Origin of the sequence: Streptococcus suis (assembly GCF_024509555.1) — a bacterium.
GTDB classification, from domain to species: domain Bacteria; phylum Bacillota; class Bacilli; order Lactobacillales; family Streptococcaceae; genus Streptococcus; species Streptococcus suis_AD.
The window spans coordinates 15,165-29,431 of record NZ_JAMWEL010000026.1 but is presented as its reverse complement, the minus strand read 5'-3'; the positions used below and the strand labels follow the sequence as shown (position 1 = coordinate 29,431).

The window sequence follows — 14,267 nt, the reverse complement described above, 5'->3', positions numbered from 1 at the left end:
AGTAGAACTATTTCTAGTTTCTCAGATACAGATTTTGGACTTCTTTTGGACATAATAAAACTCCCCTCATAGTTTCTAGTGAAAATTTTTGTTTTTTCACTGTCCACTATAAGGGGAGTATATCACTGATTTCATTTCTTGATTGTTTTAGAAAATGGTGTTTTATGTGTCGTGATAAAGTTTTCAAGCCAGCTAGCATCATCGCTCTCCGTCGCTACTTCTTCCATTTCCTCATCCGTGTCCTGTTCTTCATCATCTGAAAAATCGACTTTCCCAAACAGAACTACCTTGCCCTCCGTTTCAGCACTTGCTGAACTGCTATTAGTTGTTAGAAGCCCAAAAGTTACAAAACCTAGCATTGCAAGAGCACCTAAAACAAGTAATTTCTTCATCATTATTTCCTCCAAGATAAATAAACATCGTTTTGTAAAGTTGTAAAACTTACAAGTACTATCTTACAGGAAATGGCGAGCCACTTAAAATTCATTACATATCTGTAACTTTCTCAATTTCCTTATTGATTTGGTGGATTAAATCATAGCAATCTAAAAATTTGGCAATATGTAGGCATTCCTTCATTATTTCTAGGCCATTATCATTTCCATTCATGTAGGACAAGCGTGCTTTTAGGAGTTTAAGCAGCAAGCGATCCCGCATATTCTTTTCCATGATATTGACAGAGTCAAGAATTTTGAGAAAACGAATCGCAGCAATCTCCTCTCCCCTATCTAACAAACTACTCGAAATATTGATGAGTACCTTATAGACATTATCTCTATTTTCAGTGATATCCATATAAAACTTTGTTCGATTGAGAACTTCCATTCCCAGAACTTCCAACATTTTGCTAGGAAGACCTCTGCTACAATTTCCGAAAATCCAGAGTTCAAATTTCCCCCAATCATCTATGGACATTAAATAGTCCGATAGAATAGCTTTTTCATCCTCAGAAACATCATAATCAGGATTGCACCATTGTTGCTTAAAAATATGAAAGGCCGCGACCATTACCCTATCAAACGGACGTCCATCCCTATCATACTCTGCTTGATGGTACAAAATTCTATCATCCATATACTGAGCATTGTGACTATAAACTGCACGGACAAATCGCTCTGATGAAAACAAATTATCTATCTGAAAGTAGGACTGGTAGAGGGTAGAAAATTCGCCCTCTACCACATTCATCCGTCTCAAACAATTAAAAAATGTATCTACAGAAAGATTACTCTTTCCATTTTCAAAGCGTGATAACTGAGCAGGTGTCACAAAATCCCCTGCCACTTCTTTTAGAGACATATTTTTTGATTCACGAATGAGTTTAAAAATTTTTCCGTAAGTTCCCATTATATTCTCCACGCGTTACATTTATGTAACAAAATTCGCTAACTTTTGAATCTAGTATATCATAGATTTATTATTTTTTTATAGAAAGGCAGGTAGTTATGTCATCTCTCTTATCTACCCAAGAATTATCAAAGCAATATGGGAAACAAAAAGCAGTCCATCAGGTTTCTTTAACTATTAATAAAGGAGAAATCTGTGGCTTAGTCGGTGAAAATGGTGCTGGGAAAACAACGCTTCTCAGAATGTTATCGGGCCTCATATCCCAAACTTCAGGTACCATTACTAGTTCAAAAGATTGTCGTATTGGAGCTTTAATTGAATCCCCTGCTCTACAACCTAATTTATCTGCGATCGATAATCTTCGTTACATGGCTCTGCAATTAAATCTCAAGCAAGCGGATGAAAAAATCTTAGAGACATTAGCAATTGTCGGTTTAGAGGATATTGATCCTAAGAAAAAATCTAAAGATTTTTCACTGGGAATGCGTCAACGTTTAGCCATTGCCTTAGCTATCCTAGATGACCCTGATTTTTTAATCCTAGACGAACCGATTAATGGTCTTGACCCTGTTGGAATCAAAGAGATGAGAAGTATTATTTTAAATCTTCGAAATCAATATGGGATGACCATCCTTATCTCCAGTCATATCCTATCAGAGCTTGAGATGGTGGTTGATCGATACATTATTATGCATAAGGGCCTTATCGTCAAAGAATTCTCAAAGCAAGAGCTTGAACAAACCCTAGAAGAACAGCTCTATCTACAAACAAACAACCATCCTAAGACCTTTACTATCCTTGAAGAGCAGGGCATCGCTTACAAAATAGATAAGGATTATATCAGTCTGTCATCAGATACAAATGTTATGAGCCTCATTCATCTCTTGATAAACCATGAGATTGAGGTCAAAGAAATTTTTAAACAACAAATGTCATTTGAAGATTATTATCTGACATTGCTTCAAGAAGGAGAAGAGCATGATACATTACTTTAAAGCTGATTTATTTAAGATTCAAAAAGAACAGAGATTAACGGTTTCATTGGGAGTCTTGGCTTTACTGTCCTTTTTATCCGCTTTTTTGCTGCATGGCAACGAAGACTTCACTAGCTCTCTTATTCAATTGCTTTCTCAATTTATCACACTATTTTTTATCGTTCCAGCCAACCTGTTCTTTGGAGAAGATTTTACTTACCGTACCATCAATCATATTATTATCAAGCAACAAACAAGAAAAGGAGTATTTTTCTATAAAGTCTTAGCAACCCTTGTCCTAGATCTCGCTTATATCCTTCTAGCCTATTCATTGAGTAGCAGTGTCGGCTTACTTCTGGGTGACCCTGTTGATGTTGCAGTGATAGTACAAAGTTTCATTGCTCAAACACCCTTATTTATCTGTATCTCTCTGTTGTCCATCCTGATATTTGTCAAGTCTAATAAGGTCAATCAAGCCTATCTTGCCTTTAGTTTAATGAGCCTTCTTTTTGACAATATCTCCAATCTCATTACTAGTAACCTACTCCATATGAAATTACCAACAGATTATTTTCTATTCCTTTCCCTCCAACAAGGGGACAATATTTCAAGGCTATCCATGGGTGTTAGCTTTATGGCTACTATACTATATCTCTATCTGAGTTACTTTATCTTCCGCAGGAAAGAGTTAAAATGATGTAACTTAGATTTCATATATAAAAAACAGGTATGTCACACATCCGAAAAAACGTATGACATACCTGTTTTCATTTCACATTTATTTCCCTTGGGCAATCAACTCTGCCCCACGTTTGCGGTAGGACATATCCCCAACCGCTTCAATCAAGAGCTTGCCATTTTCATACTTGAGGACGGTGATTGAGCCGTTATCGAGAAAGACATTGGCACCACGCTCTGGTTCCAACAGATGAGCCAAGGTGGCAATGGTCATGCCGTGGCTGACCACAAGGGCATTGCCTCCGCCTTGTTTTTCCAAGTCTTGGGCGATGGATTCAAAACCTGTTAAGATGCGGTTGCTCAAGACCTCCCAAGATTCTGCCCAGCCAGCTGTGTCTGCCTCTTGGATACCTGCTGCGATTTCCGCAAAGGACATGCCTGTCGCATCAACTGTCCCTTTCAAACGAGGCAGGACACCTTGGAAAAGCTCGGCATCATACATGCCCTCAAAACTACCGAAACACCATTCACGGATACGCTTGTCTTGGTAATATGGGATTTTCCCCAAAATTCCCAACTCACGCTGGGCAATGGTCATAGTTTGAACAGTTCTTCCCAAGTCACTAGAAACAGCCAGCTTAAAATCAAGGCCCGCATCCTTGAGCCCCAAGCCCAGTTCACGGATCCCTTCCTCACCAGCCTTGGTCAGCGGTGTATCACACCAGCCCTGCACGCGCCCGATGGTATTAAACATGGTTTTCCCATGTCGAGAAATATATAATCTTACGTCTGCCATAGCATTCTCCTTGTCATTTCTTACTATATAGTATAACAAAAAACCGACTGCTTGTCGCAATCAGTTTCAATTTAGTTCTTAAAACTATGAATAGGAGCTGGAATTTGTCCGCCACGGTTGATAAAGTCCACAGACGAAGCCTGATTGACCTTCATGACAGGAGCTGTTCCTAGAAGGCCGCCGAATTCAATCATGTCCCCTTCTTTGCCAAGCGGAATAATACGGACCGCAGTGGTTTTCTGGTTGATAACCCCAATCGCCGCCTCATCCGCAATCATAGCCGCAATCGTTTCAGCAGGCGTTGTTTCTGGAATAGCAATCATGTCCAAACCTACAGAACAGATAGCCGTCATGGCTTCCAATTTTTCAAGGTTGAGCGAGCCATTTTGCACCGCCGCAATCATGCCCTCATCCTCAGACACAGGTATAAAGGCACCTGACAAACCGCCAACTTGGTTGCAGGCCATGACTCCACCCTTTTTCACTGCGTCATTGAGCAGAGCAAGGGCAGCGGTCGTTCCGTGCGTACCAACGGTTTCTAAACCCATTTCCTCCAAAACCCGTGCTACTGAGTCGCCAACGGCTGGCGTTGGAGCAAGCGACAGGTCTACGATACCAAACTTGACACCCAGGCGTTCACTAGCCATATTGCCGACCAACTGACCGATACGGGTAATCTTGAAAGCCGTCTTCTTGACGGTCTCCGCCACCACATCAAAGCTCTCACCACGCACTTTTTCAAGGGCACGCTTGACCACACCAGGTCCCGACACGCCGACATTAATGACCACATCCGCCTCACCGACACCATGGAAGGCACCCGCCATAAAGGGATTGTCCTCAACCGCATTGGCAAAGACCACCAGCTTAGCCGCCCCCATATCAGAAGCCTCCGCCGTCTCCTTGATGATCCGCCCCATGTCCCGCACAGCCGTCATATTGATACCCGTCTTGGTCGAGCCGATATTGACTGACGAGCAGACCTTAGAGGTTTGGGCCAATGCCTGCGGTATAGAGTTGATGAGGATTTCATCTCCTTTTTGGTAGCCCTTTTGAACGAGAGCTGAAAAACCGCCGATAAAATCGATGCCGATCTCATGAGCCGCCTTGTCCAAGGCATGAGCCAGGGGAAGATAATCCGTGGCATCCGTCGCCGCACCAATCAAAGCGATTGGCGTTACAGACACTCGTTTGTTAACAATGGGAATGCCTAGTTCTGCCGCAATCTCATCGCCGACTGCTACCAAGTTCTTGGCCTTGGTGACAATTTTGTTGTAGACCTTCTCCGCAGCCTTCTCAATATCTGCATCGATACAGTCCAAGAGGGAAATCCCCATGGTGATAGTCCGAATATCGAAGTGCTGCTCCTCGATCATTTCAATGGTTTCTCTAACCTGTCTAATATCCATGAAATCTCTCCTTACAAGTTGTGCATGGCATCAAAAATGGCCGCACTTTGAATATTGATTTTCACGTTCAAATTCTGGCCAAAGGCATCCAATTCCGCACGCAACTGAGTGAAATCTTTCTTCTCATCTGACGACACCACCGCCATCATGGTAAAATACTCATCCAAAACAGTTTGTGAAATATCATCGATATTCAACCCCAATTCCGCAATCTTGGTCGCAACACCCGCAACAATTCCTGACTTGTCCTTACCGACAACTGTAACAATAGCTTTCATCTGAACACCTCTTCTAAATTTTCATATATTTTATCATAAATATGCAGAAAAAGGTAGAAATCGTCTAGATTCTACCTCTATCATACGTGTTTACAACTCCAACTGTTTCTTCTATTCGGCTACGGCTAGAGTTGCCTAGTTTTTAAGTTGCAAACTTTCTATTTCTACCAGTCTGTGATACACTAGTGTCATCGAACTCTATTATTTGTTGGTTGCGACAAGCTACCAACCTTTCTTTTGTTCAGAAAGGACATTTATGAAGATTATCAAGCAATTGTGGTGGTTCTTTTCCCTTGAGAAAAAAGCCTATCTGATTGGGATTTTATCACTCTGTTTGGTCAGCCTCCTCAATCTCCTTCCCGCTTCTATCATGGGGCAGTTGATTGACCAGATTGCCAGCGGACAGTTGACTGAGCACCGCTTGCTACTCGGGGTAGCTGGGCTCATCTTATCAGCCTTGGCCATGTACGGCCTCCGCTATCTTTGGCGAATGAACATCCTGGCAACATCTTATCGTCTAGGAAAAATCATGAGGGCTCGGCTGTTTGACCACTTTATGCACCTATCTCCATCTTTTTTTCAGCAACATCGAACTGGGGATTTAATGGCCCATGCGACCAATGATATCAATGCCCTGACCCGACTAGCAGGTGGTGGCGTCATGTCCTTTGTTGATGCTACCGTTACTGCCTTGGTTACACTGGCCACCATGAGTATGAGCATTTCCTGGCAGATGACCTTGGTTGCAATCCTCCCCCTACCCTTCATGACTCTAACCACTAATTTTTTAGGTCGTCGCACTCATGAAAATTTCAAGGCTTCACAGGCTGCTTTTTCAGAACTTAACAACAAGGTACAGGAAGCTGTTTCTGGTATAAAGGTCACTAAATCCTTTGGCTACCAAGAACAAGAAACAGCGGCTTTTCAGGAAGTCAACCAAGCAGCCTTCTTGCAGAATATCAAAACCATGCGTTACGATGCCCTGTTCAACCCTGCCGTCCTCTTTTTTATTGGCTTGTCCTACCTGCTGACCTTGTTGGTCGGCTCTCACTTCATCTCGCAAGGTCAGGTCAGTCTGGGCCAACTAGTAACCTTCATGACCTATTTAGATCTCCTCGTCTGGCCGCTCATGGCCATCGGTTTCTTGGTCAATATTAGCCAGCGTGGTGATGTATCCTACAATCGGATTCAGACTCTTCTCAGCATTTCCTCAGAGGTCATTGAAACAGACCAACCGCTGCCTGCACCAAGCAATGGAGAGATCGTCTATGAGATTAGCGAATTTGCCTATGATAACATACCAGTCCTCCAAGACATCCAGTTTCAGATCAAAAAAGGGCAGACAATCGGCCTGGTGGGTCCGACAGGCTCTGGGAAGACAAGCCTACTCAAGCTCCTCATGCGCGAATACGACGTGACTCATGGGCAAATTTTGCTCAATCAGGAAAACATCAAGCACTACAAGCTCGGTGACCTACGGCAGTTGATGGGCTATGTTCCCCAAGACCAGTTCCTCTTTGCAACCAGCGTGGCTGAGAATATCCGCTTTGGCAATCCAGACCTCTCACTAGACCAGGTGAAAGAGGCTGCCAAAGCTGTCCATGTCTATGAGGATATCCAGGATATGCCAGATCGCTTTGACACCATGGTTGGTGAAAAGGGGATTTCCCTGTCTGGTGGACAAAAGCAACGGTTGGCTATGGCTCGTGCTATGATTCTCAATCCAGATATCCTGCTCTTGGATGACTCGCTCTCAGCGGTGGATGCCAAGACAGAGCACGCTATTCTTGAAACCATTAAGCAAGAACGACTGGGTAAGACAACCATTATCACCGCCCACCGTCTGTCAGCCATTGTCCATGCGGATTTGATTTTGGTCCTTGAAGATGGGAAAATCGTAGAGCGAGGTCGTCATCAAGACCTACTGGATGAAAAAGGCTGGTATTACGACACCTATATGATGCAGCAGTTAGAAAGTGAGGAAAACGTTCGTGACTAAGAACAAGCAATCCAGTGTTTTTTGGCGACTCCTGTCCTATCTTAAATCCTATCGACTGCTGACAATCCTTGCCCTCAGCTTTTTGTTGCTGACCACTCTTGTTCGCAGTCTAATTCCCCTTCTGGCTTCTTACTTTATAGACCACTATATTTCCTCGATTTCTGAGACAGCTGCGACTATTCTAGCGGCCTACTTTGCCCTCTATCTGCTTCAAATGGTGCTTCAATATTTTGGAAATCTCTGGTTTGCTAAAGTTTCCTATAGCATTGTCAGAGACATTCGCCGGGATGCTTTTGGGAGAATGGAAAAGCTGGGAATGGCTTACTTTGACCAGACTCCGAGCGGTTCCATTGTCTCGCGAATCACCAATGATACGGAGAGCATTTCAGAGATGTTTTCAGGGATTTTATCCAGTTTTATCTCCGCTCTCTTTATTATCATCACCACGCTTTCGACCATGTTTGCTCTGGATTGGAAATTGACCTGTCTGATCATCCTCTTTCTTCCCTTGATTTTCGTCTTGGTTAATCAATACAGAAAACGGTCTGCTCCCATTGTGGCTAAGACCAGGAGCCTGCTGAGTTCTATCAACAGCAAACTGGCTGAAAGTATTGAAGGAATTCGGATTATCCAAGCTTTTTCTCAGGAGGACCGCTTAAAAGCAGAGTTTGAGGCTATCAATCAGGAACATCTGGACTTTGCCAGTCGTTCCATGGCCTTGGACAGTCTCTTTCTCCGCCCTGCCCTATCACTTGTTAAGATTTTAGCCTATGCTCTTCTCATGACCTACTTTGGTTTGGACTGGTCACAGGCTGGCATTTCTGCTGGTCTGATCTACGCTTTCATCCAGTATGTCAATCGCCTTTTCGATCCCTTGCTGGATGTCACGCAGCATTTTTCCACCCTCCAAACCTCTATGGTGTCTGCCGGACGGGTCTTTACGCTCATGGACCAGACTATCGAGGAGCCACTACAGCTGGACCGAGAGACCAAGATTGACAAGGGGCACATTGTCTTTGAGGATGTTTGCTTTTCCTATGACGGCAAGCGGCAAATTCTGGACAAGGTTTCCTTTGAAGTGAGACAGGGGCAGACCATCGCCTTTGTAGGTGCTACAGGTTCAGGCAAATCTTCTATCATCAATGTCTTTATGCGTTTCTATGAGTTCCAAGCTGGACGGATTTTGATTGACGGTCAGGATATTCGTAGCTTTTCGCAGGAAGAATTACGGTCTGCGATTGGCCTAGTTCTGCAAGATCCCTTTCTATTTCATGGAACCATTGCATCCAATATCCAGATGTATCAGGATATTTCCCAAGAGGAGATTGAGGAAGCGGCTCGATTTGTGGATGCTGCTCCCTTTATTGAGAAACTTCCTGAGAAATATGATCACCTGGTCACCGAGCGGGGCACCGCCTTTTCGACAGGTCAACGGCAACTACTGGCCTTTGCACGCACCATGGCCAGTCAGCCCAAAATTCTCATTTTAGACGAGGCTACCGCCAATATCGATTCGGAGACGGAGCAAACGGTCCAGACCTCTCTTGAGAAAATGCGAAAAGGGCGGACAACCATTGCCATCGCCCACCGTTTATCAACCATTCAGGATGCCGACTGTATTTATGTCTTGGATAAGGGAAAGATCATCGAGTCAGGCAATCACGAAGAACTTCTAGCCCTCAAGGGGCACTACCACCGCATGTACCAATTACAAGCAGGGCAGTTAGCAGCAACCTAAACACCACACCGCAACAAAAGCCAAGTTCACAAAGAACTTGGCTTCAGAATGAAGACAAACATCTCGCTTGATGTTTGTCTTTTTCTGTTTATTGGTCTGATAGTCCGTCTTTTTGCCAGAATAGTGGCTATTTGGTCAAAATAAAAAGGCTTCCCTGCCCTCATTTTTACCAATTTCTTGAGATTTAAACACGCCAAAGTCAGTCCAACCTTATCCTCCATTTTGGACTTGCCTTTCTCTCTTGTGTAACGAAGATTGTGGTACTCTTTGGCTGTCCCAAAGAGGCGTTCAATGGTTTCTTTCCGCTTCTGGTAGAGCTCCTTCATACCTTTCCTGTGCCGAATCTCTTCGCAGATTTCTAAAGCCTCTTTCCAAATGTGTCGAGTTACCACTTTCTGCTTGTTCTTGCTTTCTGTACAAATGGATAAGAGTGGACAAGTAGCACAGATAGTTGGATCACTCTTATATTCCCGATAACCTTCCCTGGTTGTAGTGCGATAGGTTAAGACCTGATTCTCAGGACAGATATAAGAGTCATAGTATTCATCATAGACAAAATCCTTCGAGCGCAGTTTTCCCTTCTTTCCTTTCGGTCGTGTATACGGAAAGACTGGAGTAATCTCTTGTTCTAGTCAGTACAACCTACAAATCGTTGCCGTCTACTAACAGGAAGCTAAACGACTATAAAAGATTATTAAAAGCTTAAGCAATCGTAGTGCACTACTGCTTAAGCTTTTCTTTTTTTAACTTTTCCCTATCAAAAAAACCCGCTTTCGCGAGTTCACTTTCTTATTTTACATTCGCTGACCGACGGGCATAGGCTTTCCAATCAATCCCACGCGCCTCACACCAGTTCTGGACATTTGGAGCCAAGACCACATCTTTCTTGCGAAGGTCTGCAATATTCTTAGCACCCAGCATGGTCATGATTTCAGCCATCTGCCATTGATAAGTCTTAATAGCCTGCAAGCCGTCGTCAAAACGATGCCCTTTTCCATCCTTGACATACTGGAGGAAATGATTGGACATACCGACAAGATCTGCACCAAGAGCTAAGGATTTGACAATATCTAGCGGTGTTTTAATACCACCAGAAGCAATCAGGCTTGGACGGATATCTTCAGAAACAGACATGGCTTCTACCAAGGAAGTCACGGTAGACTGCCCCCAACCCTCCAAATAAGTATAGTCATTGAAGGTTCGACGGGCATTTTCAATCTTGGCGAAGTCTGTTCCCCCAGTACCAGACACATCAATAGTTTGCACACCGACAGAAGCCAACTGAGCGACAGTTTCACGGCTCATGCCAAAACCAACTTCCTTGACGATAACCGGTACTTCCATCTCCCTCACCAAGGTTTCAATATTCTTCAACCACATAGTGAAATCACGGTCTCCCTCAGGCATGACAATCTCCTGGGGTGCATTGACATGGATCTGAATGGCATTGGCCTCCAACAAATCCACCGCCCGCTTGGCATTCTCCACACTATGATGGGCACCTAGGTTGGCAAAAATAATGCCATAAGGATTTTCCCGACGCATCACGGAGAAGGTTTCCGCAACAGATGGATCCTTGATCGCCGCACTGACCGAACCAGAAGCCAGGGCAATCTTCCCAAAATGCCCCATAATCCCCAACAAGCGGTTGATTTCGCGGGTCTTCTTGCTTCCACCAGTCATGGCATTGATAAAGAAGGGAAAAGCAAAGTCCAAACCAGCTACACTGGTCGAAATATCCACCTCATCCACCTTGGTCTGCGGCAGGGAATGATGGACAAACAAGGTTTCTGTGAAGTCCTTGGCCGGCGTGGCACTATATTGCTGATTGGCCAAGCCAACGTGTTGATCCTTGCGGTCTAAACCAAATTCTCCTAGATAAAACATAGGGTTCTCCTTATTCTCTACTTGCGATGTTTAGGGTGAGTGGAAGAATGCCGGCTTGTCGCCAAGCCGTCTCTATCGCTGCTTTTTGTTCCTTACTATCAACCAGGCAAATGCCGCAGTCACCTCCGCCAGCACCAGATGATTTGGCCACCGCTCCATAAGTCTGGGCCAGGTCACAGAGTTGACTTAGTTGAGGCGTTTCAATGACCAAGTCCATTACTCTCGCAAAATCCTGTAAGAGCTTGCGGTTTTGAGTAATAGCCTGTCTAGCTGATACCAAGTCATTTGTCTGACAGGCTACTATCAACTGTTCTACACAGGTCTTGGAGTCGGCTAGAAACTGGCTGTGAATTTGCTCTTTTTCAGCCTGACTTTTTTGGTCTTCCATCTGGGAAACTAGACTATCCGTTGAAGCCGCCGACCCTGTCCAGCCCACCAAGAGGTCTAGACCTTGGGGTAACTGGATAGGGCTGATAGACAAACCTTGCCAATCACTTTCCACCACATCAAGCAAGGACAGCTCTGCCATTTTCCCTAAAAGCCAAGAACGGTCCAGGGAATGATAGGCGATCAAGCCACCGAAACTGGAGGCCGCCAAATCCCCAAAGGAGCCCGTCATGCCTAGCTTGGTCTGGGTCAGAGCTGCCAGCTTGTAGGTCAAAAGTTCATCCGCTGGGTGACCGTAGTAGGTCAACAGGGCCTTGACCGTTGCAACCGTCACTGCCCCTGAAGACCCCAGACCATACTTGGTACCAGAGGCTTGGTCATCTAGGTCGGACTGTACAGATAGGCTATAGGTTCCATGACAAGCATAGCCCTTGGCCGTCAGATATTCCTCGGTTAGCTGCATAGCTGATTCAATCAGAGCATAGGGATGGTCATCTTGGACATGAGCGACACCTTCCTTACGCTCCCAGGTCAGATAGAGGTCTGCATTTTGACTGGAATGAAGACTGCCTTGGTCATTTGTTTCAATGGTGGCTGTCAGGTAGTGGTCAACCGCCGCAATCACCGCAGGATAACCTGCCTCGACAACTGCGTATTCCCCTGCTAGAAAAAGTTTTCCTGGTATCTTTACTTGCACTTTCATGCTAGATTCCCTTTTCAAATGCTACTTGTGAGGTCTGCCACTCGTCTTCGCTGAGAACATAAGCGGCAGGACCAGGCTTGCTGGTGATGATTTTCTCCCTTGGGAAGACTTTGGCCAATTCAGCTACTAGCTCATCCATTTGACTTGCTCGGCAGAGGACCTTGACATTCGGTCCTGCATCCATGGTCATGTAGGCTGATAAGCCAGTGGCTTCACGAACCTGACGGACAGCCTCTTGGGCCACCAGACTATCAGCTGACCAGTAGGTAAAAGGAGGATTGGCTGAGAGCGTTGTTGCATGCATCTTCATACCATTGTGTTCTGTGATTTGACCAAGTTTTTCAAAATCACGGCTAACAATAGCTGCCTTGATGTCCGCCAAGTCTTGTTTGGCGGTTTCTACCCAGGCTGTGTAAAATGGTGAAGTGGCAACTGTGTGGTCCATTCCCTCTCGACTGGCAATCTTTTTGGGTCCTGTATTGACGGCTAAGACAATCATAGCAATATCCCAATCGGCATCGTCAATGGGATGAGCCATAGAATCTTCCGAACCAGTTCCCATATCCCACTCAACAAATCCACCGAATAGGCTACGGGTGCTAGAGCCAGAGCCCCTGCGAGCAAGGGTTGATAGGGTGGCAGGTGACAAATCTAAATCCAAGGCTGTCGCTGTTGCCAGAGCAAGTGCTGCGAAGGCTGATGCGGAGCTGGCCAAACCAGCTGCAGTCGGAACAAAATTTAGACTTTCCACTCGGGCAAACACCCTTTCACCTATATATTCGCAAAACAAATCCAAAAATCGAGAAATTTTTAAAATTTCTTTTTCTTTTTGTAGCATTCCGTTGAGATAGAACTCATCGGCAGTTAATTCTGGGTCAAAAACGACCTTGGTATCCGTATAAAATGCGTCAAGGGTCAGGGATAAACTGGAATTCATAGGTAAGAATAATTCCTTATCGCGTTTTCCCCAGTATTTAATCAAGGCAATATTGGTATGGGCACGGGCTATGCCTATTTGTTTAGTCATTGATTTCTCCTAAGTACTGTATCCAGGTTTGGCGGGCACCTGCTTGGGCAAGAACTTGGGCAAGAACTTGGGCATCTTGGGCTGTTCTTGCCAGGGCAATCATGCAACCGCCTCGTCCACCACCGGTTAATTTGGCTCCGAGGGCTCCATTTTCTTGGGCAAGGCTGACGAGCTTATCCAGGCTAGGATCAGACACGCCTAATTTTTGCAGGAGGGCATGAGCTTGGTTCATTCTGCTACCTAGAAGCTCTGCCTGGTCTGTGGCTAAATCTTCCTTGGCCTGTCGGGTCAAGGTACCCAGTTCTTCTACTAGCTTGATAGCCTCTGGCTTTTTCTCCAATAAAGCCGCCACGTCTGAAATGGCTTCTAGGGTATTTCCCGTCACACCTGTGTCAGCCACTACCAAATGGGCATGGAGTTTCAGCTCAAAAGGTTCGATTGGCTGGTGCTTGATAAAAAAGACAGGTGACTTGCCGCTGGTGGTCGCCGCATCAATGCCCGAGGGATTACCGTGAGCAATTTTTTCCGAAGACTGTACAATGTCCCAGAGTTCGCCGTCGGTCAGGTCTTTTTCATAGTAGGCAAAGAGGGCGCGGGCAACGGCTACTGCCACCGCAGCACTGGACCCCATGCCTCGCTCGGCGGGAATGGTGGAGCTGATTTCGATGTGAATAGCCGGATCTGTCGGGGCACCGATACGGTAGAGGGAAAAGCGAATGGCATGCTTGAGGCTTTCCCAGATTTTTGGCATCTTGTGAACCAAGCCTTCGTAAAAGTCACAAGCCACACTCAAAGCCTGACCTTGCGCCCTTACCTGAGCGGTAATTTCAACAGCAGAAAAAGGCATAGCAATTGCTGGCTGACCATAGACAACCGCATGCTCACCCATCAAAATGATTTTTCCATTTGCTCTTCCTACTACTGACATATTCTTCTCCTTATACAATCACAACTATTATACCATTTTTCATAAGAATAATAGACGAAAACAGCCGACCGCAGTCGACTGTTCTCTGGAGATTATATGATACCTAGCTCTTTGTC

At 45.0% G+C, this 14,267-nt stretch carries 13 protein-coding genes and 1 pseudogene; 4 read left to right on the top strand and 10 right to left on the bottom strand.

All coding sequences use genetic code 11. From position 1 onward, the window contains the following. Nucleotides 1-131: 131 nt before the first annotated feature. A complete protein-coding gene (locus tag NF418_RS09475) occupies nucleotides 132-395 on the bottom strand; it encodes a hypothetical protein (RefSeq protein ID WP_029188875.1) in 264 nt (87 codons plus the stop codon). A gap of 91 nt (nucleotides 396-486) precedes the next feature. Then, complete coding sequence (locus NF418_RS09470; protein WP_256779432.1) at nucleotides 487-1,347, bottom strand: Rgg/GadR/MutR family transcriptional regulator; 861 nt, start codon at nucleotides 1,345-1,347, stop codon at nucleotides 487-489. A gap of 98 nt (nucleotides 1,348-1,445) precedes the next feature. Here NF418_RS09470 and NF418_RS09465 point away from each other — a divergent pair, with 98 nt between their 5' ends. Further along, nucleotides 1,446-2,342 (top strand): ATP-binding cassette domain-containing protein, encoded by an 897-nt coding sequence (locus NF418_RS09465; RefSeq protein ID WP_222357988.1) that lies wholly within the window; start codon nucleotides 1,446-1,448, stop codon nucleotides 2,340-2,342. Beyond that, the gene (locus NF418_RS09460) at nucleotides 2,326-3,018 is read left to right on the top strand and encodes an ABC transporter permease (protein ID WP_256779431.1); all 693 of its coding nucleotides are present in this window, start codon (nucleotides 2,326-2,328) and stop codon (nucleotides 3,016-3,018) included. Before NF418_RS09465 ends, NF418_RS09460 begins: the two co-directional genes overlap by 17 nt. 81 nt (nucleotides 3,019-3,099) lie before the next feature. Here NF418_RS09460 and NF418_RS09455 read toward each other — a convergent pair whose 3' ends face one another. The 3 genes from NF418_RS09455 to NF418_RS09445 all read right to left on the bottom strand — a co-directional run bounded on the left by NF418_RS09455 (nucleotide 3,100) and on the right by NF418_RS09445 (nucleotide 5,482). Next, nucleotides 3,100-3,795 carry a histidine phosphatase family protein gene (locus tag NF418_RS09455; RefSeq protein ID WP_256779430.1) on the bottom strand — a complete coding sequence of 232 codons (696 nt, stop codon included), beginning with the start codon at nucleotides 3,793-3,795 and terminating at the stop codon, nucleotides 3,100-3,102. A 71-nt stretch (nucleotides 3,796-3,866) separates the two neighbouring features. Then, a complete protein-coding gene (locus NF418_RS09450; protein ID WP_024382311.1) occupies nucleotides 3,867-5,204 on the bottom strand; it encodes a PFL family protein in 1,338 nt (445 codons plus the stop codon). A gap of 11 nt (nucleotides 5,205-5,215) precedes the next feature. After that, entirely contained in the window at nucleotides 5,216-5,482 is a 267-nt protein-coding gene (locus tag NF418_RS09445; RefSeq protein ID WP_024382312.1) for an ACT domain-containing protein, read from the bottom strand. 256 nt (nucleotides 5,483-5,738) lie between these two features. On the opposite strand from NF418_RS09445, the gene NF418_RS09440 reads away from it, so the two are divergent. Together NF418_RS09440 and NF418_RS09435 are read left to right on the top strand one after the other, a co-directional pair. Beyond that, on the top strand, nucleotides 5,739-7,481 hold the full coding sequence (locus tag NF418_RS09440) for an ABC transporter ATP-binding protein (RefSeq protein WP_256779429.1): 1,743 nt from the start codon (nucleotides 5,739-5,741) through the stop codon (nucleotides 7,479-7,481). After that, nucleotides 7,474-9,219 (top strand): ABC transporter ATP-binding protein, encoded by a 1,746-nt coding sequence (locus NF418_RS09435; RefSeq protein WP_256779428.1) that lies wholly within the window; start codon nucleotides 7,474-7,476, stop codon nucleotides 9,217-9,219. Before NF418_RS09440 ends, NF418_RS09435 begins: the two co-directional genes overlap by 8 nt. Here the strand turns inward: NF418_RS09435 and NF418_RS09430 are convergent. The 5 genes and pseudogenes from NF418_RS09430 to mvk form a co-directional block, all read right to left on the bottom strand. Beyond that, nucleotides 9,205-9,851 (bottom strand): annotated as a pseudogene (locus NF418_RS09430) (transposase); the annotation flags it as partial. The gene NF418_RS09435 and the pseudogene NF418_RS09430 sit on opposite strands and share 15 nt — an antisense overlap. Nucleotides 9,852-10,008: 157 nt before the next feature. After that, entirely contained in the window at nucleotides 10,009-11,106 is a 1,098-nt protein-coding gene (fni, locus tag NF418_RS09425) for a type 2 isopentenyl-diphosphate Delta-isomerase (RefSeq protein ID WP_256779426.1), read from the bottom strand. Between the two features lie 10 nt (nucleotides 11,107-11,116). Next, nucleotides 11,117-12,196 (bottom strand): phosphomevalonate kinase, encoded by a 1,080-nt coding sequence (locus NF418_RS09420; protein WP_256779425.1) that lies wholly within the window; start codon nucleotides 12,194-12,196, stop codon nucleotides 11,117-11,119. Nucleotide 12,197: 1 nt separating this feature from the next. Further along, nucleotides 12,198-13,223 (bottom strand): diphosphomevalonate decarboxylase, encoded by a 1,026-nt coding sequence (gene mvaD / locus NF418_RS09415; RefSeq protein ID WP_256779423.1) that lies wholly within the window; start codon nucleotides 13,221-13,223, stop codon nucleotides 12,198-12,200. Then, nucleotides 13,216-14,151: a mevalonate kinase gene (gene mvk / locus NF418_RS09410; protein ID WP_256779422.1), complete on the bottom strand. Its 936-nt coding sequence runs from the start codon at nucleotides 14,149-14,151 to the stop codon at nucleotides 13,216-13,218. The genes mvaD and mvk overlap by 8 nt, the downstream gene beginning before the upstream one ends. Nucleotides 14,152-14,267: the final 116 nt, after the last annotated feature.

Bases quoted from the DNA above. Each gene is read 5' to 3' on its own strand.
- NF418_RS09475 (WP_029188875.1), bottom strand. From the start codon at position 395: ATGATGAAGAAATTACTTGTTTTAGGTGCTCTTGCAATGCTAGGTTTT.
- NF418_RS09470 (WP_256779432.1), bottom strand. From the start codon at position 1,347: ATGGGAACTTACGGAAAAATTTTTAAACTCATTCGTGAATCAAAAAAT.
- NF418_RS09465 (WP_222357988.1), top strand. From the start codon at position 1,446: ATGTCATCTCTCTTATCTACCCAAGAATTATCAAAGCAATATGGGAAA.
- NF418_RS09460 (WP_256779431.1), top strand. From the start codon at position 2,326: ATGATACATTACTTTAAAGCTGATTTATTTAAGATTCAAAAAGAACAG.
- NF418_RS09455 (WP_256779430.1), bottom strand. From the start codon at position 3,795: ATGGCAGACGTAAGATTATATATTTCTCGACATGGGAAAACCATGTTT.
- NF418_RS09450 (WP_024382311.1), bottom strand. From the start codon at position 5,204: ATGGATATTAGACAGGTTAGAGAAACCATTGAAATGATCGAGGAGCAG.
- NF418_RS09445 (WP_024382312.1), bottom strand. From the start codon at position 5,482: ATGAAAGCTATTGTTACAGTTGTCGGTAAGGACAAGTCAGGAATTGTT.
- NF418_RS09440 (WP_256779429.1), top strand. From the start codon at position 5,739: ATGAAGATTATCAAGCAATTGTGGTGGTTCTTTTCCCTTGAGAAAAAA.
- fni (WP_256779426.1), bottom strand. From the start codon at position 11,106: ATGTTTTATCTAGGAGAATTTGGTTTAGACCGCAAGGATCAACACGTT.
- NF418_RS09420 (WP_256779425.1), bottom strand. From the start codon at position 12,196: ATGAAAGTGCAAGTAAAGATACCAGGAAAACTTTTTCTAGCAGGGGAA.
- mvaD (WP_256779423.1), bottom strand. From the start codon at position 13,223: ATGACTAAACAAATAGGCATAGCCCGTGCCCATACCAATATTGCCTTG.
- mvk (WP_256779422.1), bottom strand. From the start codon at position 14,151: ATGTCAGTAGTAGGAAGAGCAAATGGAAAAATCATTTTGATGGGTGAG.